The following is a 25393-nucleotide window of genomic DNA, read 5'->3' as shown; positions in this document are numbered from 1 at the left end:
TCTCCTTATTCAGCGGCGACAGGGTTAGGGGATAGTAAAGTGGCCTCTTCACCACCGCGCGCTCTGGCTTCTTCCATGATGGGACGGACCCTGCGTAGCCGAAGGGCGTTGGTCAGCACGAAGACCGAACTCAGTGCCATGGCTCCGGCAGCCAGGACTGGCGAGAGCAACAAGCCGAACGTGGGGTAGAGCACACCCGCAGCCACCGGGATCAGCGCGACGTTGTAGCCGAACGCCCAGAACAGGTTCTGACGGATGTTGCGCATCGTGCGGCCTGATACTTCAAAGGCGTTGACCACGCCGCGTAGATCGCCCGACATCAGCACCACATCGGCGGATTCGATGGCCACATCGGTTCCCGTGCCGATGGCGATACCGACATCCGCATGTGCCAGCGCGGGGGCGTCGTTAATGCCGTCGCCGACGAAGGCGATCCGTCGGCCCCCTTGGCGAAGCTCGTTTAGTGCGGCCACCTTTCCATCGGGCAGAACGCCGGCGATCACGTGGTCGATGCCGGTTTCGCGTGCGATGGCATCGGCTGTCTCGCGCTTGTCGCCGGTGATCATAGCGACCTCCAGCCCAAGGCGGTGCAGCGCGCCAATGGCGGCCGCGCTGGCGGGTTTGACCGGATCGGACACGCCGAGGACCGCTGCAACCCTGCCATCCACCGCGGCAAACAATGCCGTGCGGCCCAGCACGGCCAAGCGGCCCTCCGCCTCGACCAGCGACCCGATGCTCAGTCCTTCGCGGACCATCAGGCGATCTGCACCGACAAGCACCTCGTGGCCGGCAACCTTGGCCCGAACGCCGTAGCCCGTGATGGATTCGAAGCTCTCGACGTCGTGACGTGCCGCGTTCTCGGCCTGGGCCGCGCGCACGATGGCTTCGGCGATGGGATGCTCGGACTGCGTCTCGACCGCCGCCACCAGTGCCAGGATGTCGGCCCGGTCGACCCCGTCGGCCAGGACCATATCGGTCAGTTCGGGGCGCCCTTGGGTGACGGTGCCGGTTTTGTCGAGCGCGATAACATTCACCGACGTCAGTCGTTGCAGCGCGTCGCCCTTGCGGAAAAGCACACCCATCTCGGCTGCGCGCCCAGTACCGACCATGATCGAGGTCGGCGTGGCCAGTCCCATGGCGCAGGGGCAGGCTATGATGAGAACCGAGACCCCGGCCACAAGCGCGTAGGACAGGGAGGGCGAGGGGCCGACCAGCAGCCAGACCAGAACGGTCAACGCGGCCAGTGCCATGACCGCCGGCACGAACCACAGCGTGATCCGGTCCACCAGGCCCTGGATCGGCAACTTGGCGCCTTGCGCCTGCTCCACCATGCGAATGATTTGCGCGAGCGTCGTCTCGGCGCCGACACGTGTGGCGCGGAACTGGAAGCTGCCGGTGCCGTTGACGGTGCCGCCGGTGACCGGATCGCCCTCGGACTTGGAGACGGGAACCGGCTCTCCGGTGATCATGCTCTCGTCGACATGGGCGCTGCCTTGCGTGACGTCCCCATCCACCGCAATGCGTTCGCCGGGACGCACAACGAGGATGTCGCCGGTGCCGATCCGTTCGATGGCGACGTCCTGCGGCTCCCCGTCCACTAGAACTCGCGCAGTGCGGGCCTGAAGGCCAAGAAGCTTCTGGATCGCGGCACCGGTGCGGCCCTTGGCGCGCGCCTCCATCCAGCGGCCCAGAAGGATCAGCACGACGATGACTGCCGCTGCCTCGAAGTAAACGGCACGGGACGCCACGGGCAGCAGCGCAGGCGCAAAGAGCGCGGTAAGAGAATAGAGATAGGCTGCGCCGGTGCCAACGGCGACGAGGCTGTTCATGTCGGGCGCGCCCTTCAGAAGCGCGGGGAAGCCCTTGGCGTAAAAGTGGCGTCCGGGCCAGAACAGCACAACTGTCGTCAGTGCGAACTGGATCATCCAACTTGTCTGGTGACCGATGGTGCGGCCGATCATCTCGTGCATCCCCGGCACTAGGTGTGCACCCATCTCGAGCAGGAAAACCGGCAGCGCCAATGTCGCAGCGAAGGCGGTCTTACGGGCCAGATCGCGCGCTTCGGCTGCCTTGCGGGCGCTGTGCTCCTCGGGCAAGACACTGTCCGCCGGTTCAGCAGGGTAGCCGGCGTCTGTGGCAGCTTTCATTAGATCGGAGATCTTCATCGCGCCCTCGACATAAGTCACGGTTGCGGTCTCGGAGGCGAGATTGACGTTGACCTCCAGAACGCCAGGCACTGCCGCCAGCGCCTTATCGACACGGCCGACGCAGGACGCGCAGGACATGGACGAGACGTTCAGGCGAATAGTCTGCGTCCGGACGGGATAGCCGGCCCGATCCAGCGCGTCGATCAGCTCCGGTATCCGGGTTTCCGAGTCGATTCGGACCTGCGCAGTTTCGGCCGCAAGGTTCACATTGACTTCTTCGACCCCGGGCAGCGCCGAGAGCGCGCGCTCGACCCGACTGACACATGATGCGCAGGACATGTTCTGGACAGAGACCCGCAGGTCTTGTGTGACTGGCATGAGCGTCTCCTTCGTCTCTGGGTAAGATATCTAGGGCTTCCACCAACTGGAAGGTCAAGCTTTTCAGAATATTTTTTTGCCCTTGACCTTCCTCCGCTGGAAGCGCCCACCTGAAGATAAGAGAGAAGGAGACGTATATGAGCAGCTTCACAGTTCCGGGAATGAGTTGCGGGCATTGCACCGCAACAATTGACAAGGCGATTAGGTCTATTGACCCAACTGCGACCGTTTCGTGCGACTTGAGCACGCATACCGTTTCGGTCGAGAGTTTTCTCAGCGTCAGGGCGGTGTCGGAAGCGATCAAAAACGCAGGATACGATGTGTCGGCGCCAGCCGCGACCTGAATAACCCTTGGGACTGCAATTACTGGTGCAAAACTTGCCGGATCACGTACCCAGCGTCCTGTCGTGCCAAGTCGATTAAGCGCACTCGACCAAATGATTGTCCTTGGATGGGCGGTAACTCGATTGCGTCATACCTTCGCTCGACAACCAGTCCAACTTTTCCTCGACCTCAAGATATTCAGCGCCTTTCTCGGACGCGGTTCAGTTGCCTTCCTGCTGTCGCTGGTCAGCACTTCGTTCGGCTTGAATAGCGCGCTGACGCTCCGGCCACGTTGATTGGATGTAAGCGATGATGTTCCAGATTTCGGCGTCCGACAGCTGGTCGCCGAACCCGGGCATGCCGCTTTCGAACTCGACCCCTTGGAGGGCAAGAGCGGCCTTGCCGCCCAGCTTGGTGTAGTCAAACAGCACGCCATCGGGATGATGCCAGGTATGACCGGTTTCGTCATGCGGCGGTGCAGGCAGGACGCCATCTGGTCCGGCCGACCGCCAATCCGGCTGTCCTTCCAAATCGGCACCATGGCAGGCCGCGCAATATTCTCTGTAAAGATCTTCACCCTGTGCAATGTCGGCGGCTTCCGGCGTGGATTCGGTCAGCACACCGGCCGTGCTCATGAGCCAGGCTGCGGCTCCGCCACCGCCCAGAAAAATCACCGACAGCATCAGGTATCTTCGCATCACGTCACTCGCATCCATGTCATCATGCCGGCGGCCGCGTGGCTGAGCATGTGGCAGTGAAACAGCCAGTCGCCTGGATTATCGGCGACAAAGACAACGGTCCGCGTTTCGCCCCGGAACATCGTTATCGTATCCCGGAGCGGCCCCAATGTGCCATCCTCGCCGATTTCGCGGAAATGCATCCCGTGCAAGTGCATCGCGTGCGGGAAGGACGTGTCGTTGCTAATCTCAAGCTTGACGGTCTGCCCGAGAGCGAGACCGGCAAGCGGTGCATCGGGCATTCCGACGGTGCCGTTTAAGGCCCAGTATTCGTTTTCGTCGACCAGATCGCGGAAGGATTTCCGTTCACCGTTCAAGACCGCCGATTGCATCCGGCCCATCGCACCGCCCTCGATGTTAAGGCGAACGGGAACCGCATTGTCTAGGCCCGGAACATCCATATTCGCATTGCTCGGCAGGGCAGGGGGGTCATCCCGGCGTACGGCGGACGCCCGACCGGTCACGGTAAGGGCAACTTGTGACATACCTTCCCCATTGTCGAGGCGCACCAGATGGGCCGTTTCACCGGAGTCGGCAGTCACGTCGACGATCAGATCGGCGCGCTGGCCGGGGCCGAGAATGAGGGGTTCGCCGAGCCTCTGGGGTTGCGCCAGTGGAATCCCGTCCAACGCGATGGTCCAGCCTTCCATTCCGGCGATATCAACGACGAAGATCCGCGCGTTGGCCGCATTGATCAGACGCAGTCGAAGCCGTTCATTCTGACGCACATCGATCGCAAGACCGTACTGTCCGTTCGTCGCAACGAAATTTCCCATGCGGCCTGCGTGGCTGCGGGAATGCGCAGAGGTGAAGTCGGGATTGATCTGTGCGGTTTCGGGATCGAGAAGCCAATCGTCCAGGATCAGAACCTCCTCGCGATCCACTTCCGGAGCTTCCGCTTCCTCAACAATCAGCGCGCCGTAAAGCCCTCGGGCGACCTGTTCGAAGGACCTCGCATGGGCGTGATACCAATAGGGGGATCGTCAAGTTGTTTCCCGGGATCGAAAGTGGGGGTGCGCTACCTTCTGTCACGCGGCCATGCTTTTCGCACAGTCGTTCCAGCGCTCGAACGCGGCGACGAGGCTCTGACGGTATCTGGAGGCAGTCATTTTGTGGCGGCGAGGGCGGAACAGGTTCGCGGTTTCATCGTGGGCGCAGAGGAACCTTTGCGCCTGCCTTGCCGATTTGAATCGGCCCTGGATTTTCTCGCGCTTTCGCGTGGGTCTGTGCGATCCCTCAATACGATTGTTCAGTCCCTTGTGCGCCCGGTGATCCACGTTCAGCCCGAGCTGCCGCAGGGCCGCGCAGTAGCTGCGCAGTTTATCCGTCACGATGACGCGGGGCTCACCCCAGCGGGCGATCAGCCGTGAAATGAATCGCTTCGCCGCCCGCGCATTGCGGCGCGTTTGCACGAGGATGTCGAGAACTTCGCCGTTGCTGTCCACGGCGCGCCACAGCCAGTGTTGCACGCCGTTGATCATGATCACCACCTCGTCCAGGTGCCATTTGTCGGTGGGCCGCAGGCGCGTAGCGCGGACCCGTTTCGCGATATGCGGCCCGAATTTCCCCACCCATGCCCGGATCGCCTCATAGCTCACCACGATACCGCGTTCGGCCAGCAGATCCTCGACATCACGCAGGCTAAGCGAGAAGCGATAATACGCCCAGACCGCGTAGGAAATGATGGAGCGCGGAAAGCGGTGGCCTTTCAGGCGCGGTGCGGAAATCTGACTGATCATCGCACGGAGCTACATAACTGTCCTGCGGAGGGCAATAACTTGACGATCCCCGAACGCGAAGTTCCCGGGCCTCAAAACTTGGGGTTCTGCCACAGGATCGCTACGAAATCCCGCTCTTGCACTGTAAACAGGATCTTTTCCCGCGCAGCAAAGCAAGACCGCGAGGCTTCCCTCGCGGTCAAACCTTCTGCGTCCAGAATCTGCCCGGCTTATGGGAAGAACGGGAACAGGATCGGCAGCAGGATCATGGCGACCACTGTAGAGACCACGATCAACGGCAGACCAGCCTTTGTGTAATCCATGAATGTGTATTTGCCCGGGCCCAATACCATCACATTCGCGGGCATGCCGATGGGCGTGGCATAGGCCAGCGAGCCGCCGATCACCGTTGCCATCAGAACGGCGCGCGGATCGGCGCCGATCTGGGTCGAGATCGACAGGCTGATCGGCACCAGAAGCGCGGTCGTCGCGGTGTTCGACATGAAGTTTGTCATGACCACCGCCAAGAGGAAAATGACCAGCAGGAAGACGAACATCGGTGTCTCAGGCCCGGTCATGCCCAGCACAGTTTCGGCGATGATTTGCCCGGCGCCGGTCTTTTCCATCGCGGTCGCCAGCGACAGGATGCCGCCGAACAGGATGATCGTCTTGGCGTCGATGGAGCGATAGGCCTCATCCTCGCTGATGACGCCCAGAAGGATCAGCGCAATGGCCCCAATGGCGCCGCTGATATGCAGGCGGATGCCAATCTGCTTTTCAAACACCATGGCGAGGATGGTCAGAACCAGAACGATCAGCGATGCGTTCTTCTTCCACTGCGGGACTGAGGGGCTGGTCAAGTTCAGGCTGTCCGCCGCCATCTCTTCGGTCTTGTGATCGGGCAGCAGCCGAAAGCCCACGGTGGCAATGAACAGGATGCCGACCAGCAGGATCGGAAGGCCTACAAGCGCATATTCGAAGAAGCCGAAACTGAGCCCCTGTTCCTGCAACGCAGCCTGGGCGATCATGTTGCCCGGTGCGCCGATCAGGCTGAGATTGCCGCCCATCGCGGCCGCAAAGACAATCGGCATCAGCAGGCGGGAGCGCGCGAAGCCCGATTTCGCGGCAATCCCGATCACGACCGGGATCAGCACCGCAGCCGTGCCAGTATTCGACAGAACACCCGACATCAGCCCGGTGATCAGCATGATCGCGACAACCAACTGCCGTTCGGTCCGGGCAAAGCGCGTGACCAGCCCGCCGATCTCGGCCGCCATGCCGGTCTGGAACAGCGCACCGCCAATGATGAACATGTCGACGAACAGGATGACATTGCTGTTAACGAAGCCGTCGAACGCCTCGCCCGCGTCCAGCACGCCGGTCAGGACAAGGCTGACGCAGACGATCATGGCCGTAACGGCCAGCGGCACTCGCTCCCACACGAACATGACAATCGCAAAGAGCAGTAATAGAAGCGTAATGTTTGCAGGGTCCATGGTTTCCTCCCAGATTTCCGGTTCTGGCCCTGCGGAAGGGCACAGATCGGAACCGGAATACGCGGGAGATGACCGGCAATAAATTTGCCAGGAATTATATTAAATTTCGTGATAATAATCGGCGATTATTGGTGTCACGCGCTCGCTTCGATCGCCTGCAGGTTTTTGTCCAGCACCGCCAGTAGCGCGTCACGCTGGTCGTCACGGGTACCACGCGCCCAGGCGGCGGCGAGGATCAGCTTGCCACGCGTGGTGCCCTCGGGCAGCACCAAGGGCACGAAGCTGACGCCCGGAATCGCGATGCGGGATGCCCAACGCGGCACGATGGCAAGCCCCGTGCCGGTCGCCACCAGGTTGACGATGGTGTGCTTTTCCTCGGCGATCTGCGCTATTCTTACCGTCAGCCCTGCATCGGTGAACAGCTTTATGGTCAGATCATGCGAATGTGGACGCGAGCGGCGGTCGGGGACGATCAGCGGCTCATCCGCGATATCCTGCACCTTCAGTTCGGCGCGATCAGCCAGGGCATGACCTTCGGGCAATGCGACTACGGCAGTCTCAAAGAACAATGTCTGGAAGTGGATCTTGGGATCGCGGATATCGGGCGGGCGACAAAAGGCGATATCGAGACTGCCGCTAAGAATGCGCGGCAAAAGATGGATGGTCTTCTGCTCGACCAGCTGCACCTCGATCTCGGGGCGCTGCGCGCGCAGAAGCTGCAAGAGCTGCGGCATCAGCCCGGCCGCCGCACTGTCGATGGCGCCGACCTTCAGCACCGCGGTCTCGCTGCGCCTGACCGCGCGGATGCGCTGATCGAACAGATCGGCCTGCGCGACAAGTGCACGGGCGTCGTCAAGGATCGCCGTGCCAGCCTCGGTCAGCGCGACATTGCGAGTGGTGCGCAGAAACAGCCGCGTCTCGAAACGGTCTTCCAAGAGCCGGATCTGCCGACTCAGCGAGGCAGGTAGCATGTCTATTGCCTGCGCCGCGCGACCGAAATGCAACTCCTCGGCCACCGCCAGGAAACACCTGATCTGTTGAATATCCATGATCTCCTCCGCGATCATATTATTGCATTTCTGTATATAATTCTACGCAAATTGAGGGATCGTCTCGCCTGGCGCAATTTCGTCCTGTGATCGCCGCAGGGCGTCGCAAGGGAGGAGATACGAGGGGCATTCACGGCCCGCCCGGCGACGCATTCGGCCCCATTAACCGAATGAGGAGAAAGCCCATGAAAACCTACAAGATCGCGTCGATCCCCGCCGACGGTATCGGCCCGGAAGTCATCGCCGCCGGGTTGCAGGCACTGGAGGCTCTGGCGCGCCGCGACGGCAGCTTCCAGTTTGACGTGACTGAGTTCGACTGGAGCTCGGATCGCTACAAGAAAACCGGCGCGCTGATGCCCGAGGATGGCGCAGAACAGCTGAAAGCTTTCGATGCCATCTTTTTCGGTGCGGTCGGCGCGCCCGACGTGCCGGACCATGTGACGCTGTGGGGGCTGCGCCTGCCGATCTGCCAAGGGTTCGATCAATACGCCAATGTGCGCCCCACAAAAATCCTGCCGGGCATCAAGTCACCGCTGGAAGGCGTCGGGCCGGGTGATCTGGACTGGGTGATCGTGCGCGAAAACTCCGAGGGCGAATATTCCGGCCATGGCGGCCGCGCCCATAAAGGCCTGCCCGAAGAGGTCGGCACCGAGGTTTCGATTTTCACCCGTGCGGGCGTCACCCGGATCATGCGCTATGCCTTCAAACTGGCGCAGTCGCGGCCGCGCAAGCTGCTGACCGTGGTGACGAAATCAAACGCGCAGCGGCATGGCATGGTCATGTGGGACGAAATCGCCGCCGAGGTGTCTAAGGAATTCCCCGATGTGACCTGGGACAAGATGCTGGTCGATGCGATGACCGTGCGGATGGTCAAGAACCCGCAAAGCCTCGATACCATCGTCGCCACAAACCTGCATGCAGACATCCTGTCCGATCTGGCAGGCGCGCTGGCGGGCAGTCTGGGTGTTGCACCGACCGGTAATATCGACCCGGAAAAGCGCTTTCCGTCCATGTTCGAACCGATCCACGGCTCGGCCTTCGACATCACGGGCAAGGGGATCGCGAACCCGGTCGCGACCTTCTGGACCGCCGCGCAGATGCTGGAACATCTGGGCGAACCCGCCGCCGCCGACCGGCTGATGCGCGCGGTCGAAAAGGTCTGCGCCGATGGCGTGCTGACCCCCGATGTCGGCGGCAACGCCAATACGCAACAGGTCACGGATGCCGTCGTCGACGCAATCCGCGGCGAGAACATCTGAGGTCCGCCATGAGGGAGGAGGACGCAAAAGACCTGCTGAAGCGGATGCTGAATGCGGCGATTGCGGCGGCTGACCCCGCCGCCGTCCTCGCCCGGCATCTGCCCGAAAAGCCAACTGGCCGCTGCATCGTGGTGGGGGCCGGCAAATCCGCCGCCGCAATGGCGCGCGCCGTCGAGCGCGCCTGGCCCGATGTCGATCTGTCGGGCGTTGTCGTGACCCGCTATGGCCACGCCATAGAGACCGACCGAATCGTGGTGCGCGAAGCTTCGCATCCGGTGCCGGATGAGGCCGGGCAAAGGGCGGCGGCCGAAATCCTGCAGACGGTTCAGAAGGCCGGCCCCGATGATCTGGTGCTGGCGCTGATCTCGGGCGGCGGCTCGGCGCTGATGACCTTGCCGGTGCCGCCGCTGACGCTGACGGAGAAGATGCAGGTCAATCGGCTGCTGCTGGCATCGGGCCTGACCATCGAGGACATGAACCGCGTCCGCCGCCGCCTGTCGCTGGTCAAGGGCGGCGGGCTGGCACGGGCGGCGGCACCGGCGCGATTGGTGACGCTGGCCATCTCGGACGTGCCGGGCGACGATCCGGCCGCCATCGCCTCGGGGCCGACCGTGCCCGATCCGACGGCAGGCGAGAATCTCGCGCATCTGGTCGCCAGGCTGGGTCCGAACCTGCCCGAGACGGCCCGCGACATCCTGCTGCGTCCCGCCACGCCGCAGCCCGACTTCATCCCCGATTACCGGATGATCGCCACGCCGCAGATGTCACTGGAGGCCGCAGCCGGGGTCGCCCGCGCGGCGGGTGTCACGCCCCTGCTTCTGGGCGACGCGCTGGAAGGCGAGGCCGCCCAGCTTGGCATCGCCATGGCGGGCATCGCGCGCTCGGTCGCGGCCCATGGTACGCCGGTCCGTGCCCCTGCGGTGCTGCTCTCGGGCGGCGAGACGACCGTGACCATCGGCGAGACGAAGCCCGGCAGGGGAGGGCGCAATACCGAGTTCCTGTTGGCCCTGGCCATGGCGCTGAACGGCCATCCCGGCATCCATGCGCTGGCCGCAGACACGGATGGCATCGACGGCACCGAAGACGCCGCCGGTGCGCTGATCGGCCCTGACACCCTGGCAAAGGCCCACAACGCCGGGCTGAACCCGCGCGACTATCTGGACGACCATGACAGCTACAGCCTGTTCGACGGTGTCGGTGCCTTGATCCGCACCGGCCCGACCCTGACGAACGTGAATGACTTCAGGGCCGTTCTGGTGCTCTGCCCCCCCGAAAGGACAGCAAGATGATCCGTGACAGACGAGCCAAGATCGTGGCCACCGTCGGCCCCGCCAGTGCCGCACCCGACATGCTGCGCAGGCTGTTCGAGAATGGCGTCGATACCTTCCGGCTGAATTTCAGCCATGGCGAACACGCCACCCATGCCGAGGTGATCGCCGCCATCCGCGCGTTGGAGGCCGAGACCGGCACCCCCATCGGCATCCTGCAAGATCTGCAAGGCCCGAAGATCCGCCTTGGCAAGCTTCAGGGTGGCGCGCGGATGGTGGACCGCGGCGAGCGGCTGTTCTTCCGGTCTGCCGACAGCACCGGGACTGACGACCTGCCTCTGCCGCATCCCGAAATCTTCGCCGCGATCAGGCCGGGCGGGCGGCTGTTCATCGACGATGGCCGGGTGCGGCTGCGGGTCGTCTCGCACAGCGCCGACCGGATCGAGGCCGAGGTGCTGGAAGGCGGCAAGCTCAGCGATCGCAAGGGCGTCAACCTGCCCGATACGGTGCTGGACCTGCCTGTCCTGACCGAAAAGGACCGCCGCGATCTGGAGTTCGGCCTCGCGCAGGGCGTCGATTGGGTGGCGCTGTCCTTCGTCCAGAAGGCCAGCGATCTGGATGAGATCACCCGGATCATCGATGGCCGCGCCGGTCTGGTCGCCAAGATCGAGAAGCCCTCGGCCCTGTCCGAGATCGAGGCCATCGTCCGCAAGGCCGATGCGATCATGGTCGCGCGAGGTGATCTGGGCGTCGAGATTCCGCCCGAGGAGGTTCCCGCCCGTCAGAAAGAGATCATCGCGCTGTGCCGCCGCGAAAGCCGCCCGGTGATCGTCGCCACGCAGATGCTGGAATCGATGACCTCGGCACCTGCGCCGACCCGTGCCGAGGCTTCGGATGTTGCCACCGCGATCTATGACGGTGCGGATGCGGTGATGCTGTCCGCCGAAAGCGCGACCGGCGCCTATCCGGTCGAAACCGTCGCGGTCATGGACCGCATCATCCGCAGCACCGAAGCCCATGATTTCTATGCCAGGGCAATATCGGCCTCGCGCGAGCCGGCCGCGACCCCGGCGGATGCGATTGCGGAAAGCGGTGCTGTTCTGGCCTCAGCCCTTGGTGCCCGCGCGATCGTCGCCTATTCCCGCAGCGGCAGCACGGCGGCCCGGATCGCCGCGCGTCGCCCCTTCCTTCCTCTGATCGTCCTGACCCGCGACATCCGGATTTCGCGGCGGATGGCGCTTCTGTGGGATGCCCGCTCTCTGACCGAGGAGTCGGTGCAGGATTATGACAGCATGGTCCGTACCGCCGTTGAGACCTGTCGCAGCCTGCTGAAACCGGCCGCTCAGGACCACATCGTCATCCTGTCCGGCGTTCCCTTCGGCCAGTCCGGCACGACCAACAACATCCGCGTCGCCAGCTTCGGCTGAGCGCTGACGAAAGGAACCGCCATGTCCGCAATCATCGATATCTACGCCCGCGAAATCCTCGACAGCCGTGGCAACCCGACCGTCGAGGTCGATGTGACGCTGGAGGACGGCACCACCGGCCGCGCCGCCGTGCCCTCGGGTGCCTCGACCGGCGCGCATGAGGCGGTGGAAAAGCGCGATGGCGACAAGGCGCGCTACATGGGCAAGGGCGTCCTCGAGGCCGTGGCCTCGGTGAATGGCGAGATCGCCGAGAACCTGATCGGCGAGGACGCGACCGAGCAGCTGGCGATCGACCGGATGATGTGCGAACTCGACGGCACGCCTAACAAGGGCCGGCTTGGCGCCAATGCCATCCTCGGCGTGTCGCTGGCCGTGGCCAAGGCCGCCGCCGAGGCGACCGGCCAGCCGCTCTACCGCTATGTGGGCGGCACGGGCGCGCATGTGCTGCCGGTGCCGATGATGAACATCATCAATGGCGGCGAGCATGCCGACAACCCGATCGACATCCAGGAATTCATGATCATGCCGGTCAGCGCGGAGAACATCCGCGAGGCGGTGCGCATTGGGTCCGAGGTGTTCCACACGCTGAAGAAGGAACTGTCGGCGGCGGGTCTCTCGACCGGGATCGGCGACGAGGGCGGTTTTGCCCCGAACCTTTCCAGCACCCGCGATGCGCTGGATTTCGTCCTGCGCGCGGTCGAAAAGGCCGGCTACACGCCCGGCGATGACATCATGCTGGCGCTGGATTGCGCCTCGACCGAGTATTTCAAGGGCGGAAAATACGAGATGGCGGGCGAAGGCAAATCGCTGACGCCGGGCGAGAATGTCGACTATCTGGCCGCGCTCTGCGCAGATTACCCGATCCTGTCGATCGAGGATGGCTGCGCCGAGGATGACTGGGACGGCTGGAAACTGCTGACCGAGCGCCTGGGCGGCACGGTGCAACTGGTCGGCGACGACCTGTTCGTGACCAACCCCGACCGTCTGGAAGAGGGCATCCGTCGCGGCTGCGGCAATTCGCTGCTGGTGAAGGTGAACCAGATCGGCACCCTGTCGGAAACGCTGGACGCGGTGCGCATGGCCGACCGCGCGGGCTATACGTCGGTGATGAGCCACCGCTCGGGCGAGACTGAGGATGCGACCATCGCCGACCTGGCCGTGGCCACCAATTGCGGCCAGATCAAGACCGGGTCGCTGGCCCGCTCGGACCGGCTGGCGAAATACAACCAGCTGATTCGCATCGAGGAAATGCTGGGCGAGATCGCCCAGTATGCCGGCCGCTCGATCCTGCGCTGAGACCCAACAGGCATGCGAGCTGCTGTGCCCCACTGCATCCAGCGTTTGCACATCTCGACGCATCAGTTTGCCCGGCTGGTCCGGGATTGCGTCACATCCATTGGCCTGAAGCCGACGCCCTATGGAACCCCTTAAATGCGCCAGACCAAGCTTGCTCAGATAAACCGAAAGACCGGAAAGCCGACGCCAACGCTGCGCTGCGAAGGCTGGATGAGGTCGACACAATGCTGGAAGCGATCAAAGACAATCCTGCATCCGGCGTCCGTCTTGGCGGAGCGCTTGATGGGTGGCTAGTGCGCCATGGTGGCGCCGGGCACCGCCTGACGATCTTGTTCCGGCCGGACGTTGCGGCAGGACGGATTTATCTCGCCCTCGCAGCATTCGGAGGGAAAGACTGGATGACGTTGGCGCCGACCCGGAACACGTTCTCGGAATAGGTGTCCTGTGATATGCTGGGGTGTCAGCAAGATGCTGACGATGGGTGGCGCGAGGCGGATCGGAGGATGTGTCATGACCACCGACAACTTGCCCGCGATACGCGCCTGCCGTCCGGCCTGGAACAAGGGCCGAATCGTCGGTCAGAAGCGACCGTTGCTGCCAAAGCACGTCTGGGCGATCAGGGTCCGGCTCGAAATCGCCGCCAATGTCCGCGACCTGGCGCTCTTCAACCTCGCCATCGACAGCAAATTGCGGGGCTGTGATCTCGTGAGGCTCAGGGTTGCTGATGTTTACGCGGCCGGCCAGGTCAAGGAACGGGCCTCGATCATCCAGAGCAAGACCCGGAAACCGGTTCGCTTCGAGATCACCGAGGGAACGCGCAAATCGATTGTGGCTTGGCTCGATAACCCGCTGATGATCGGATCGGAACATCTGTGGCCGGGCCGCTTCCACGAGAGGCCGCACATCTCGACCCGTCAGTATGCCCGGCTGGTCCGCGATTGGGTCACGTCGATAGGGTTGGAGCCAACATCCTATGGCACCCATACGATGCGCCGGACCAAGGTTGCGCAGATCTACCGCAAGACCGGCAATCTCCGCGCCGTGCAATTGTTGCTCGGGCACACCAAGATGGACAGCACGGTGCGATATCTCGGCGTCGAACTGGAAGACGCGCTCGCAATCGCTGAAGCCGTAGAAATCTGAAGCGAGGGGTCGCCTTGACAAGGGCGGCCCAGAGCGGACTTTTGCGCTCGGTTCGGCGCTACATTGCAGCAATCACCAGACCTGCCATTGCATGCTTGGCGCGGCATTTTACGTTGGCCCGTTGACGGAAAGCGGCAACCACTTACTTCCGACCACGATTGTTGATCCCCCAGTGGCAGGAACCGCTCGCGCTGGTTCTCGATCCGGCGGCGTAATCCCGATGCCGAATTGTCCTCACGCCAGCCCAGCTTTGCGCATAGGTGAACATCTTTCGGAGCACCTCGCCGACCCGGTTGGCGCACACCGGCGTTGATTTCGATCCCTGCAGCTTGCGGGCGCGTCCCTCCCGTCTTCCTTCACGCCCAGCGGGTCGCCACCGGCATCGATGTTGCGGCGCAGCTCCTTTGCCCGTTCCCGCGTCGCCGCCGTCGACCATTCCGGCCAGCGCCCCAGCGTCATCCGCCGTTGCCGCCCGGCATGGCGGTAATCCAGCGTGAAGGCCCGATTGCCCGAGCGGTAGACGCAGATGGCAAAGCCCCGCACCTCGCTGTCGAAGATCTGATAGTCCCGGCCCGGTTCCGGCGCGGCCTCCCGCACCGATTTCTCGTTCAGCCTCAATCGCTTCACCATGCCCAGCGCCTCCTTCTTGCATCTCACATGAGGCTCAGCCTCGCGCGCATCGCGAGTCATACATCGCCGGTCAGCCCGGCGGGGAGGCGGAAGGTGGCAGAACCTAGGGGGAGGGCTGCCGGTCAATGGCTCAGAAGGGAAAAACCTACACCCTCTGTTGACTACTCCGTGAATTGCAACGAAAGCCTGTCCTGCTTATTGTCAAGCTAGTTTCATAGGTTCCAACTCAACCACATGATGTGCCGCGCGATATGTTTTCTGCTTGTTGTTCTGCTCGTGTTGGCGGGCGCGACGGAGCATGGGCAAAGTGCTGGCCCAGCCGGACTGCCGACCGATCACGTTGTCGCTTCGATCAGCCATCCCGGCGATACAACCGGGCATGAGCACGGTTATTCAGGAGAGCCTTCTCGGCACGATATGACCGATGCCTGTGCGATTGTATGTGTCGGCACACCCACCCCGTGGCTTGCTGCCGCGCAACTTGCGCCTGTTGAGACTGAGCATTCGCTGAAGTGGCACTCTATTGCGGTGACACGTGAGGGCCGTCTGGTCGGCCCCGGATACCGCCCTCCGAAATCCATCTGAACACTTGCTTGCCGCACCTTTCAAGGTGCCGAACATGGTTCGCCCTACGGGGTCTGATGGATTATTCATATGACTTGCACACTGAATCGCCGCGGCTTTCTGACCGCATCCGCTGCCATGGCCACAGCTTTTGCCATCCCGCGCGCGGGCTTTGCGCAGCCAGCCGCGCTGGCATTGCAGGCAACGACGCGCACGCTTGACATTGATGGCCGCGCCGCCGCGGTTTTCGGGCTGATCAACGGCAACGGAACGCCCGGGTTGATACTGGATCCGGGCCAGCGTTTCCTGCTCGACCTGACCAATGATCTGACCGAGCCGACGATCATTCATTGGCATGGACAGATCCCGCCGAACGCGCAAGACGGCGTTCCCGATATGCCGATGCCGCTGCTGCAGCCAGGAGAGACGCGTGCCTATGATTTTGAGGCCGCAGCAGGCACGCACTGGATGCACAGCCATGTGCCCATTCAGGAGATGCAGTTGCTGGCCGCACCCCTGATCGTCCGCCGCCCCGAGGATCTGCGAGCTGATCGGCAAGAGGTCACCATGTTCCTTCACGACTTTTCGTTCCGCTCGCCGGAAGAGGTGCTGGAAGAAATCCGCTCGGGAAAGGGGCATGACGAGGCCGCCGAAGCCGAAATGTCGCAACCAGCCGATCCCCATGCCGGTCACGACATGGGTGGCGGCATGCCCATGAACGGGATGTCGGAAATGGGTGGCATGACCATGGCCGGTATGAGCGGGATGCAGATGGACCTGAACGACTTCGATTTCGATGCCTATCTGGCGAATGACCGCACCCTGAGCGACCCAGAGGTCGTGCAGGTCGAGAAGGGCGGCCGTATCCTGCTGCGGGTCATCAACGGGGCTGCTGCCACGGTGTTCTGGATCGACAGCGGCGAGGTCCCGGGTCGGCTTGTTGCCGTGGACGGCCAGCCGGTGCAGCCCCTGTCAGGAAAGCGCTTCGGTCTGGCCATGGGTCAGCGTCTGGATATCGAGCTTGACCTGCCCGCAGGCGGCGCATGGCCAGTCCTTGCGCTGCGCGAAGGCTCGCATGAGCGCACCGGTCTGATCCTTGCGACGTCTGGCGCCAAGGTGCCGGTCATGCTCGGAATGGCCGACGATGCGGCACCTGCGTTCGATATCGACCTTGCGCAGGAAGCCGCCTTGCGGGCCGTTGCTCCGCTGACGGAACGAACTGCCGATGTCGCGCCCACGGTGATGCTGGGCGGGCAGATGCAGCCCTACCGCTGGACCATCAATGACCGCGTGTTCGAGGATCGGATTCCGGTTACGGCCAAAGCAGGCCAGCGGGTCGAGATCATGTTCCACAACATGTCCATGATGGGCCATCCGATGCATCTGCACGGCCATCATTTCCAGGTCGTCGCGATCAATGGCAGACGGTTTTCCGGTGCATTGCGCGACACGGTCTATGTGCCGCCCATGTCGATGGTCACGGTGGCGCTGGATGCGGGCGAGGCGGCGGAATGGATGCTGCATTGTCACCACATGCCGCATCTTGCCAGCGGCATGATGACGACGTTCGCGGTCTCGGCGTGAAGGAGAAGCAGCATGTTTCAGCGACGCATGATCCTGACACTGGCCCTTGCGGCCCCGGCGATGGCCATCGCCCCTCGTCTGGCGTGGTCCGGTCACTCGCTGCCACCCGAATTCCGCAGCCAGCTTGAACGTGACGCGAATGCTCCGATCTTCGGCAATCCTGACGGCGATGCAACTCTGATCGAGTTCTTCGATTACAATTGCCAATTCTGCCGCGCGATGATGCCGGTGGTGGATGCGGTTCTCGCAGCGGATCCCGGGTTGCGAATGGTACTGCGGGAATGGCCGGTCTTTGGCGAGGGTTCGGTTTTCGCGGCCCGCGCGGCGCTGGCGTCGCGCAAGCAGGGCCGCTACGCCGACTTTCATCGCGCCTTGATGAGTCAGAAACCCCGGGCCGAAAGGGCCAGCGTCCTGCGTGTTGCGCGATCCATGGGTTTAGACACTCAGCAGTTGCAGCGCGATATGGGCGGCCCGGAGATTGCCCAACATATCCAGCAGTCCAATGCGCTGGCCGAGGCGATGGGGCTTGTCGGCACACCCACCTTCATCGCCGGATCGGATTCGCGCTTTGGCGCCATTTCATCAACGGAACTGGCCGAACTGGTTGCGGCCTCGCGTGGCAATTGAAGCATTTCACGAAAGGACAACGCTATGGATAATTCTGATCGACACAATAGCCACGGAAGCCAGAGCGGCGGAAGCTATGGCCGTTTTGCGGCGATGATCGCTACCTCGACGGTGATCATGTTCGGGCTGATGTATCTGAACACCTGGGCGATGGATCATGTCTTTTTCAGCCAGACCCGGATGTGGATGGCGCTTTACATGGGCGGCGCCATGGCGCTGATCATGCTGGCCTTCATGCTTGGGATGTATCGCAACCAGCGCGCCAATATGACCGTCGCAGGCCTTTCAATTCTGGCCTTTGCCCTCGGCCTGTTTCTGGTTCGCAGTCAGGCAACGGTCGATGATACCGCCTGGATGAAGGCGATGATTCCGCATCACTCGATTGCGATCCTGACATCCACCCGCGCGGATATCTCGGATCCTCGCGTGCGGGCGCTGGCGGACAGCATCATCGAGGCCCAGACGCTGGAAATCGCGGAGATGAAGGCGCTGATCGCCGATCTGGAAGGCGGGCCAGCGGCGACGCCCGAGGTCGATGGGCGCTGATGCGATACGGTTCGGCAATCGCGGATCCCGCTGCGCTTGCCGCATTCATCTGAAGGTACAACCATTACGAGGAGCAATCACATGCTGACACGCAGACATTTCATCCGAACGACGACGGCGCTGTTCGCGGCCTCCGCCGCCAGCCCGCTTATGGCCTCGACCTGGCCCGACGCGGCGCAGAAGGCCGCCTGGGATGCCGAGGTGGAAGCCGGCGGCCCCAATCCTTGGGGCCTGCACCAGCGTTTCCTGCCGCAGCGGATTGTCGCGAATGACGGTCTGGTGCCGGGCGATATCCATGTCGATGCCGTGGCCCGATACCTCTACCACATCGAAGAGGGCGGCACGGCGATGCGTTACGGCGTGGCCATCGGCCGGGGCGATCTTTACGAGCCGGGGACCTATACAATAAAGCGCAAGGCCGAATGGCCGCACTGGACCCCGACAAGGAACATGATCGAGCGCGAACCCGAGGTCTATGCGCAGTATGAAAACGGCATGGAGCCCGGTCCCCGGAATGCGCTCGGGTCACGGGCGCTTTATCTCTATCTCGGCGAGCGCGACACCTATCTGCGCATTCACGGCACGCCGTTTCCGACCTCGATCGGCAGCCGCGCCAGTTCCGGCTGCGTCCGCATGGTCATGGCCCATATCAACGGACTCTATCCACGCGTCCAGATCGGCGCGACCGCCTATCTCTATTCGCCGGAGGGCAGCGTGACGGCCATCAGCTGAACGGTCGCCCTCTGGCGAGGCCGGGCGTCAGGACGTACGCGCGTTGCAGATATGGTTGCCGTTGGCCGCCCGCAGCGGCACCAGCGTCGTTTCGACCGGCCCGACATGATAATACCAATAGCAATCATCCGCCGGGTCCAGCCGCGCCGTTGTCAGGTCCTGGTTAGGGCCGGCAATGGCGACGACCTCGTTCGGGATCGGATAGGGCGAGGCTTCCTCGGCGGCGATATCGGGCGTCTGGGCCGCGCATCCGGCAAGGATGAGCAGCGTCAGGGCGATGGCGGCGGTTCTTATCTGCATGGGAAACTCCTTGGCTATGGTGGTGATGCGCCCGGGTGTCACGGCGCGCTGTCCTTGGTGATACGGCTCTGGATCGCACGTTCCCGTTCGGGCCAGGTGGATTTGATATAGGTCAGAACGGCGGTGATCTCGGCGTTGCTCATGACATCGGAAAAGCCGGGCATGTCACTTTTATACCCATCGCCGACCACGGCGGCCGTGCCGTCGCGAATGATCTGTACCAGAAGCGCGTCGGCGTGATGCCATGTGTGACCGGTCTCGTCATGCGGGGGCGCCGGATAGCGGCCATTTGCCAGCGGGGTCTGCCAGTCCGGCTGGCCTTCCAGATCGGCGCCGTGGCAACTGGCGCAGTTATCGACGTAGAGCCGCTGGCCAAGCGCGATCACGGCCTGATCCTGCGCGGCTGTCTCAGTCGCCGCGCTGCCGCGCCAGATGATCAGGATCGCAGCGGCCAGACCGACCGCTGCGATGAGGATAAGTGCGTTGCGTGTCATCTGCTACCCGTCCAACGGAAAGGCGCGCCCATTGCCGGCAATACCGCCCCAGGCGATGACCTCGGCGGTGGCCTCGACCCCGCCGCCCATGCCCGGCGAGCCGGCGGGCATCCCCGGCACGGCGATCCCGGTAATGTCGGGGCGCTGTTCCAGAAGCTGCCTTATGGCCGCGAAGGGCACATGGCCCTCGACGATATAGCCGCTGATCCGGGTCGTGTGGCAGGACCACAGGTTTTCGGGCACAGCGGCGTCGCGCTTCATGCCGACATAGTCGCTGGCCTCAGTGATCTCCACCTCGAACCCCGCCTCGATGGCCAGATCGGCCCAGGCGCCGCAGCAGCCGCAGCCGGGGTCCTTGGTGACACTCAGCAGGTTCGGCTTTTCGTCCGAACCGATGGCGGCAAAGGCAAGGGTAGAGGTTGTCGACAGTATCGCCGCGACCGCAAGGATCGCCCCGCGACGCGAGAAGTGATGATTGCTCATATCTGATGTCCTTCAGGATGTTGCGCGCCGTAGGGTCATTCATCCCTGTCATGGCGCAGTTGATCGGCTTGTGGCCCCTCGGGCCATGTGGCGTCAGAGAGCAGCGGATCGCGGAGGGGGCCGCGGCAAGCGCGGCCTGGCGGATTTCATATCCTGCAGCGGGGGAATGTGCCGGATGCGGCGTGGCAAACGGGCCGCGTTCGGCGTGACTTCGGCATGGCCGATGGCGGCACAGGCCGCACAGTCGCCATGTGGAGAATCCGGCTGCGTGGTGCAGCATTCATGCGCGACTGGCGACGCGGATGTTTCGGCCATCGAGGCCATCGGCGATGCCTCCGCCGAGGCGGCGCCGGTCAGGGCCAGCGGCATCGTCACCGCCAGCAGGGCGGCAAGCACGACCGACAGCAGCAACCGCATCAGTCGCGCACCTTTTCCATCAGTTCGACGACCTCGCGGAACATCACCCGTTGCCGGTCCTGATCGCCGGATTGGATCGCGTCTTCCATGCAGCTTCGCGCGTGATCCTCGATCAGCAGGCGTTCGACGCCGCGCAGGGCAGACCGGATGGCGGCGGTCTGGTTCAGGATATCGACGCAATAGCGCCGATCCTCGACCATACGCGAGACGCCCTGCACCTGACCGTTCAGGCGGGAAAGCCGCTTCAGGATCGCGTCTCGGTTCTGCTTGTCATGCGCCACGGAGGGCTCCGAACTTCAACATCTGCGGCTTGTGTTATACCCTCAAGGGGTATAGAGCAAGTCTGATATACCCCCTATAGGTATCTGCCGGGAGAGAGTCATGGACCACAAGCACGATCATTCGCATGGGCATCACGATCACGGGACACACGGTGGCGCACCGGCACAGGCTGATCCCGGTAAGGCCATCGACCCGGTTTGCGGGATGCAGGTGACGATCAAGCCCGAGGCCCGGCACCGCGACTATGAGGGACAGACGTTCTATTTCTGCTCGGACGGTTGCCAGTCGAAGTTCGACGGCGACCCGTGGTTCTACGCCTCGGGCGCGGCGGCCAAGGTCGAAAAATCCGCCCCGGCGGGCACGCAATGGACCTGCCCGATGCATCCCGAGATCGTCCGCGACGAACCCGGCGCCTGCCCAATCTGCGGCATGGCCTTGGAGCAGATGATTCCCTCGGATGAACCCAGCCATGAACTGACCGATTTCACCCGGCGGCTCTGGGTCAGCGTGGCCGCTGCGGTGCCGTTGTTGATCCTGACCATGGGCGAGATGGTGGGCATCCCGGTCCGTGACTGGATCGGGCACCGCACCGCCGTCTGGCTGGAATTCCTGTTAGCCACGCCCATCGTGCTCTGGGCGGCGCGGCCCTTCTTTCAGCGCGGGTTGGATTCCTTCAAAAACCGCTCACCGAACATGTGGACGCTGATCTCGCTGGGTGTCGGCGCGGCCTATCTCTATTCGCTCTTCGCCACCTTCCTGCCGGGCATCTTTCCCGAGGAATACCGAATGGGCGGCATGGTCGACACCTATTACGAGGCTGCGGTGGTCATCGTTGCCCTGGTCTTTGTCGGGCAGGTACTGGAACTCAGGGCGCGGGAACGCACCGGTGATGCGATCCGGGCACTGATGGATCTGGCGCCCAAGACGGCGCGGCGCATCCTGCCCGATGGCACGGAATATGACGCGCCGCTGGAAAACATCACGGCCGGGGACCTCTTGCGCGTGCGGCCCGGCGATAGCGTGCCGGTCGATGGCGAGGTGGTCGAGGGGCGGTCCTCCGTCGACGAAAGCATGATCACCGGCGAGCCGGTGCCGGTCGAGAAGGTGCAGGGCGACCGCGTGACCGGCGGCACGATCAACAAGAACGGCACGCTGGCGATCCGCGCCACCGATGTCGGCGCCGATACGGTGCTGTCGCAGATCGTGCAGATGGTGGCCGGGGCGCGGCGGTCCAAGGCGCCGATTCAAGGGCTGGCCGACCGGGTGTCAGCGATCTTCGTGCCGACGGTGGTGGTGATCGCGGTGCTGGCCTTCATCGTCTGGCTGATCTTCGGCCCCAGCCCCTCATATGTCTTCGCCATCGCCTCGGCGGTCTCGGTGCTGATCATCGCCTGTCCCTGTGCGCTTGGGCTGGCGACGCCGATTTCCATCACCACGGCGGCGGGGCGCGGCGCGCAGGCGGGCGTGCTGGTGAAGAATGCCGAGGCGCTGGAGCTGATGGCCGAGGTCGATACGCTGATCGTTGACAAGACCGGCACGCTGACCGAAGGCAAGCCTGCACTGACCGATGTGACCAGCTTCGGTGACGTGCCCGAGGGCGAGTTGCTCGGTGCTGCGGCGGCGCTGGAACGGGCCTCGGAACACCCGCTGGCCGAAGCCATTGTCGAAGGCGCAAAAACGCGCGGGTTGAGCCTTGGTAATGGCGAGGAGTTCGAAGCTATCACCGGCAAGGGGGTGATCGGCAAGGTCGACGGCCGCGACGTGGCGCTTGGCAATAACGCGCTGATGACCTCGCTTGGGATCGACTGCGACACCGGCGAGGACACTGCCGACCGCCTGCGCGGCGAGGGCAAGACCGCCATGTTCGTGTCGCTGGATGGCAGGCTGGCCGGTCTGGTCGCCGTGGCCGACCCGATCAAGCCAACTGCCGAGGCGGCGATCCGCGAGTTGCACGATCTGGGCATCAAGGTGATCATGGCAACCGGCGACAACGAACGCACGGCGCAGGCGGTGGCGAGCAAGCTGGGCATCGACGAGGTCCGCGCCGGGATGCTGCCTGAGGGCAAGAAGGATCTGATCGACGGGCTGCGCGGCAAGGGGAACAAGGTCGCCATGGCGGGCGACGGGGTAAACGACGCGCCCGCGCTGGCTGCGGCGGATGTGGGCATCGCCATGGGCACTGGCGCCGATGTGGCGGTCGAAAGCGCCGGGCTGACCCTGCTGGGCGGCGACCTGACCGGCATCGTCCGCGCCCGCAAGCTGGCCGTGGCCACCATGCGCAATATCCGCCAGAACCTGTTCTTCGCCTTCGCCTATAACACGGCTGGCATCCCGGTTGCCGCCGGTCTGCTGTATCCGTTCTTCGGAATATTGCTGTCACCGATGATTGCCGCCGCCGCCATGTCGCTGTCCTCGGTCTCGGTCATCGCCAATGCGCTGAGGCTGAAACGGGTGAAGCTATAAGGTTGAGGAGGTGGCGTGTGGGTTTGAAATTTCGGTTTCAGCCCGATCAGGGTAGTCCAAAACAGATGACGCGGCTTTCCATCAGGGCGACTACATAAACGACAACCGTTGGAGATGTGAGTTTTCTTCTCAGCGGGCCCTCTCTTGCTGGCAACGCATGGGCCGCACTTATGTTGTCAGACTTACGATGCTGGAAAAATCATCTACCTCAACGCCACCTCAACCCTTGGCTGCAGTTCTCGTGCAGGTTGTTCCGTCAGATGTCGCTCAATGCAGTTGAGCGTCGCCATGGAAATCGCAATAAATCAATCGATTGTCCCGTAACATACTGAAATTACGGGGTGCCCGAATTTCGCCTCTGATCTGCTCATAACCTGAAGGTTGTAGGTGCAAATCCCGCCCGACCAGTAGCTCGTGCCGGTCTCTCGTGATCTTGCCCCTGAATGTCGGCTTATACAGATTGTTGCCAATGCTGCGCCGCACTGCCGCAAGTCGGCTCTCCGCCCAAACTTTCATAGGCCAGCGAGGGAAAACACGCCGACCCTGCACCTAAGCTGGACGGGTGATCACATGGCGATCCATTATAGATAGCTGCGCGGATCATATTTGCGCGGCGAATGGATTACGGATCGTGATCCTGTCGGCCGTCCTGAATCCATCCTGCATGTCCTCGGAAAGCAGGGTGTCACAGCCAGCCAGCAGCCCCGCCGCGACGATCATCGCGTCATAGACCGACAGCGCGTGCTTCCGCGCCAGGGCAATGCCCAGATCATGCGTCTCATAGGTCAGCGGCTCGACGGTCAAAAATTCCCGGATCATGAGCAGAAATTCATCGCTCTGCGACCAGCTCATCCTGAACTTCCGCTGCGTGACATTCGCGATCTCGTTCAGCACCTGCACGCTGACGGTTCCACCGTCACGCAACAGCCCTTCGGCAATGTCAGCCTTGGTGTGGTCGTCAGAGAGCAGATAAAGCAGGACGTTCGTGTCGAAGAACCTACCTGGCATTCGCCTCGTCCCGGTCGAACCGATAGCCCTCGGGCATCAATCCGCGAAACTCGCGCAGGCGAGCCAGGATTTCTTCGGGGTCACGGCGTCGATGAACCTCAAAATGCCCGGCATCGGCCGCGGTAATCTCGATCTCGTCGCCCGCCTTCAACCCGAGCTGCTGGACCATCCGCGCAGGTAGGCGGACGGCCAGAGAGTTGCCCCATTTCGCAATTTGCATGGCTTCCGGCCTCTTGCTGAATGATACACATCGCTAAGAATGTATATCTTGATGGCCGGCGGTTCAATCGGCGTTGCGATTACAACTCGTGACCGAAGTCCTTGCGACTTGAGACGTGATGCTCGTCGGCCTCCTGCTCGGCCATCTTCTCTTTGACCTGCCGGGTCTGGGCGAGGGTCATGCCGACTGACTGATGGGATTCGCCCGCCGCGGCCACAGCCCGCGCGATCGCCCGACGCTGACCCGCATCAGGGAAGTCAACGGCCAGGGCGTTGGTGTCACCCGTCGCGAGCCGCGCCATGGCATTCTCGCCATAACGTTCGCGGAAGTCGAAACCGAAGCGGGCGGCATGCTCGTCATTCTGGAACTCGACCTTGCCGTGCTGGGCATGGGAATCGGCCATGGCGGACAGCGCGCGGGTCAGCTTGTCACTCGTGGCTTCCTGCTCGATCGGTACCGCGCGGGAAATCGTGCGGGCAGCCGCCGCATAGAAGGTATCGACCAGATCGGCCGCCCTGCCCCGCCCGTCATCAGAAGACAGTTCGATCTTCTTCGCGTCGGCCACAGCCAGAATATCGGCCTTGATCCATTCGCGCTCCTGCCAGGCATTTGCGGCTCCGGTCACCATCCGGGACTGGATCACGATCGGATCGAGACCTGCCTTCTCTGCGGCCGCGCCGATCTGCGCCGTCATTTCCTTTGAGCCATCCGGCCCGATGACCTTGTGGGCACCTCGATTTTTCACTGAATTCCTCTGAACGGACGAGATCAGCGGCTTGAAGCGGGGACTGCGACCGCCCG

General features: G+C 63.0%; 26 protein-coding genes and 1 pseudogene. 12 read left to right on the top strand and 15 right to left on the bottom strand.

The annotated features are described in order from the left end of the window. Positions 1-5: 5 nt before the first annotated feature. Positions 6-2525 carry a heavy metal translocating P-type ATPase gene (locus ACFSCT_RS17980; protein WP_379145109.1) on the bottom strand — a complete coding sequence of 840 codons (2520 nt, stop codon included), beginning with the start codon at positions 2523-2525 and terminating at the stop codon, positions 6-8. Positions 2526-2662: 137 nt separating this feature from the next. Between ACFSCT_RS17980 and ACFSCT_RS17975 the strand changes: the two genes are divergently transcribed. Then, positions 2663-2869, top strand: coding sequence for a heavy-metal-associated domain-containing protein (locus tag ACFSCT_RS17975; protein WP_075571761.1), 207 nt, complete (start codon positions 2663-2665; stop codon positions 2867-2869). Positions 2870-3070: 201 nt separating this feature from the next. On the opposite strand, the gene ACFSCT_RS17970 is transcribed toward ACFSCT_RS17975, so the two are convergent. From ACFSCT_RS17970 to ACFSCT_RS17950, 5 genes are all read right to left on the bottom strand, one after another. Further along, complete coding sequence (locus ACFSCT_RS17970) at positions 3071-3565, bottom strand: c-type cytochrome (RefSeq protein WP_081508717.1); 495 nt, start codon at positions 3563-3565, stop codon at positions 3071-3073. Beyond that, the gene (locus ACFSCT_RS17965) at positions 3547-4470 is read right to left on the bottom strand and encodes a multicopper oxidase family protein (protein ID WP_379145105.1); all 924 of its coding nucleotides are present in this window, start codon (positions 4468-4470) and stop codon (positions 3547-3549) included. The genes ACFSCT_RS17970 and ACFSCT_RS17965 overlap by 19 nt, the downstream gene beginning before the upstream one ends. A gap of 144 nt (positions 4471-4614) precedes the next feature. Continuing rightward, entirely contained in the window at positions 4615-5325 is a 711-nt protein-coding gene (locus tag ACFSCT_RS17960; protein WP_379145102.1) for an IS6 family transposase, read from the bottom strand. Between the two features lie 209 nt (positions 5326-5534). Continuing rightward, positions 5535-6800, bottom strand: coding sequence for an SLC13 family permease (locus ACFSCT_RS17955; RefSeq protein ID WP_216034465.1), 1266 nt, complete (start codon positions 6798-6800; stop codon positions 5535-5537). 134 nt (positions 6801-6934) lie between these two features. Beyond that, on the bottom strand, positions 6935-7849 hold the full coding sequence (locus tag ACFSCT_RS17950; RefSeq protein WP_252734040.1) for a LysR family transcriptional regulator: 915 nt from the start codon (positions 7847-7849) through the stop codon (positions 6935-6937). 185 nt (positions 7850-8034) lie between these two features. Between ACFSCT_RS17950 and ACFSCT_RS17945 the strand changes: the two genes are divergently transcribed. The 6 genes from ACFSCT_RS17945 (at position 8035) to ACFSCT_RS17920 (ending at position 14242) form a co-directional block, all read left to right on the top strand. Beyond that, entirely contained in the window at positions 8035-9108 is a 1074-nt protein-coding gene (locus tag ACFSCT_RS17945) for a tartrate dehydrogenase (RefSeq protein WP_216034466.1), read from the top strand. A gap of 8 nt (positions 9109-9116) precedes the next feature. Further along, positions 9117-10397 carry a glycerate kinase type-2 family protein gene (locus tag ACFSCT_RS17940; RefSeq protein WP_379145099.1) on the top strand — a complete coding sequence of 427 codons (1281 nt, stop codon included), beginning with the start codon at positions 9117-9119 and terminating at the stop codon, positions 10395-10397. Next, positions 10394-11803: a pyruvate kinase gene (gene pyk / locus ACFSCT_RS17935; protein ID WP_379145096.1), complete on the top strand. Its 1410-nt coding sequence runs from the start codon at positions 10394-10396 to the stop codon at positions 11801-11803. Before ACFSCT_RS17940 ends, pyk begins: the two co-directional genes overlap by 4 nt. Positions 11804-11824: 21 nt before the next feature. Continuing rightward, the gene (eno, locus tag ACFSCT_RS17930; protein ID WP_243784587.1) at positions 11825-13099 is read left to right on the top strand and encodes a phosphopyruvate hydratase; all 1275 of its coding nucleotides are present in this window, start codon (positions 11825-11827) and stop codon (positions 13097-13099) included. Positions 13100-13323: 224 nt separating this feature from the next. Beyond that, the gene (locus tag ACFSCT_RS17925; protein ID WP_323032852.1) at positions 13324-13536 is read left to right on the top strand and encodes a hypothetical protein; all 213 of its coding nucleotides are present in this window, start codon (positions 13324-13326) and stop codon (positions 13534-13536) included. A 73-nt stretch (positions 13537-13609) separates the two neighbouring features. Beyond that, positions 13610-14242 carry a tyrosine-type recombinase/integrase gene (locus ACFSCT_RS17920; RefSeq protein ID WP_243784585.1) on the top strand — a complete coding sequence of 211 codons (633 nt, stop codon included), beginning with the start codon at positions 13610-13612 and terminating at the stop codon, positions 14240-14242. A gap of 176 nt (positions 14243-14418) precedes the next feature. On the opposite strand, the pseudogene ACFSCT_RS17915 reads toward ACFSCT_RS17920, so the two are convergent. Then, positions 14419-14872 (bottom strand): annotated as a pseudogene (locus ACFSCT_RS17915) (Arm DNA-binding domain-containing protein); the annotation flags it as partial. Between the two features lie 702 nt (positions 14873-15574). Between ACFSCT_RS17915 and ACFSCT_RS17910 the strand changes: the two are divergent. The 4 genes from ACFSCT_RS17910 to ACFSCT_RS17895 all read left to right on the top strand — a co-directional run bounded on the left by ACFSCT_RS17910 (position 15575) and on the right by ACFSCT_RS17895 (position 18925). Further along, positions 15575-17020, top strand: coding sequence for a multicopper oxidase family protein (locus ACFSCT_RS17910; protein ID WP_379145092.1), 1446 nt, complete (start codon positions 15575-15577; stop codon positions 17018-17020). A gap of 12 nt (positions 17021-17032) precedes the next feature. After that, positions 17033-17647 carry a DsbA family protein gene (locus tag ACFSCT_RS17905; protein WP_379145090.1) on the top strand — a complete coding sequence of 205 codons (615 nt, stop codon included), beginning with the start codon at positions 17033-17035 and terminating at the stop codon, positions 17645-17647. 93 nt (positions 17648-17740) lie between these two features. Continuing rightward, positions 17741-18193 (top strand): DUF305 domain-containing protein, encoded by a 453-nt coding sequence (locus tag ACFSCT_RS17900; protein ID WP_010400332.1) that lies wholly within the window; start codon positions 17741-17743, stop codon positions 18191-18193. Between the two features lie 81 nt (positions 18194-18274). Then, positions 18275-18925, top strand: a complete 651-nt coding sequence (locus ACFSCT_RS17895) for a L,D-transpeptidase (protein ID WP_010400331.1) — start codon at positions 18275-18277, stop codon at positions 18923-18925. Positions 18926-18952: 27 nt separating this feature from the next. Here ACFSCT_RS17895 and ACFSCT_RS17890 read toward each other — a convergent pair whose 3' ends face one another. The 5 genes from ACFSCT_RS17890 to ACFSCT_RS17870 all read right to left on the bottom strand — a co-directional run bounded on the left by ACFSCT_RS17890 (position 18953) and on the right by ACFSCT_RS17870 (position 20900). Continuing rightward, complete coding sequence (locus ACFSCT_RS17890) at positions 18953-19225, bottom strand: hypothetical protein (RefSeq protein ID WP_379145089.1); 273 nt, start codon at positions 19223-19225, stop codon at positions 18953-18955. 38 nt (positions 19226-19263) lie between these two features. Beyond that, positions 19264-19719, bottom strand: a complete 456-nt coding sequence (locus ACFSCT_RS17885) for a c-type cytochrome (RefSeq protein ID WP_379145088.1) — start codon at positions 19717-19719, stop codon at positions 19264-19266. A 3-nt stretch (positions 19720-19722) separates the two neighbouring features. Further along, positions 19723-20202: a DUF411 domain-containing protein gene (locus ACFSCT_RS17880; protein WP_379145086.1), complete on the bottom strand. Its 480-nt coding sequence runs from the start codon at positions 20200-20202 to the stop codon at positions 19723-19725. 93 nt (positions 20203-20295) lie between these two features. Then, a complete protein-coding gene (locus tag ACFSCT_RS17875; protein WP_379145084.1) occupies positions 20296-20619 on the bottom strand; it encodes a hypothetical protein in 324 nt (107 codons plus the stop codon). Beyond that, entirely contained in the window at positions 20619-20900 is a 282-nt protein-coding gene (locus ACFSCT_RS17870; RefSeq protein ID WP_379145082.1) for a metal-sensitive transcriptional regulator, read from the bottom strand. Before ACFSCT_RS17870 ends, ACFSCT_RS17875 begins: the two co-directional genes overlap by 1 nt. A 100-nt stretch (positions 20901-21000) precedes the next feature. Between ACFSCT_RS17870 and ACFSCT_RS17865 the strand changes: the two genes are divergently transcribed. Further along, complete coding sequence (locus ACFSCT_RS17865) at positions 21001-23364, top strand: heavy metal translocating P-type ATPase (protein WP_379145081.1); 2364 nt, start codon at positions 21001-21003, stop codon at positions 23362-23364. 600 nt (positions 23365-23964) lie between these two features. On the opposite strand, the gene ACFSCT_RS17860 is transcribed toward ACFSCT_RS17865, so the two are convergent. The 3 genes from ACFSCT_RS17860 to ACFSCT_RS17850 all read right to left on the bottom strand — a co-directional run. Continuing rightward, on the bottom strand, positions 23965-24372 hold the full coding sequence (locus tag ACFSCT_RS17860) for a PIN domain-containing protein (RefSeq protein WP_379145078.1): 408 nt from the start codon (positions 24370-24372) through the stop codon (positions 23965-23967). Continuing rightward, positions 24362-24592: an AbrB/MazE/SpoVT family DNA-binding domain-containing protein gene (locus ACFSCT_RS17855; protein WP_379145076.1), complete on the bottom strand. Its 231-nt coding sequence runs from the start codon at positions 24590-24592 to the stop codon at positions 24362-24364. The genes ACFSCT_RS17860 and ACFSCT_RS17855 overlap by 11 nt, the downstream gene beginning before the upstream one ends. 79 nt (positions 24593-24671) lie before the next feature. Continuing rightward, positions 24672-25393, bottom strand: a 722-nt coding sequence (locus ACFSCT_RS17850; RefSeq protein ID WP_379145075.1) for a hypothetical protein, incomplete at its 5' end; no start/stop codon positions are given.

The organism is Paracoccus pacificus (genome assembly GCF_042680785.1).
GTDB lineage: Bacteria > Pseudomonadota > Alphaproteobacteria > Rhodobacterales > Rhodobacteraceae > Paracoccus > Paracoccus pacificus.
The sequence above is the reverse complement of the archived record's forward strand: the minus strand, read 5'-3'. Positions and strand labels throughout refer to the sequence as shown.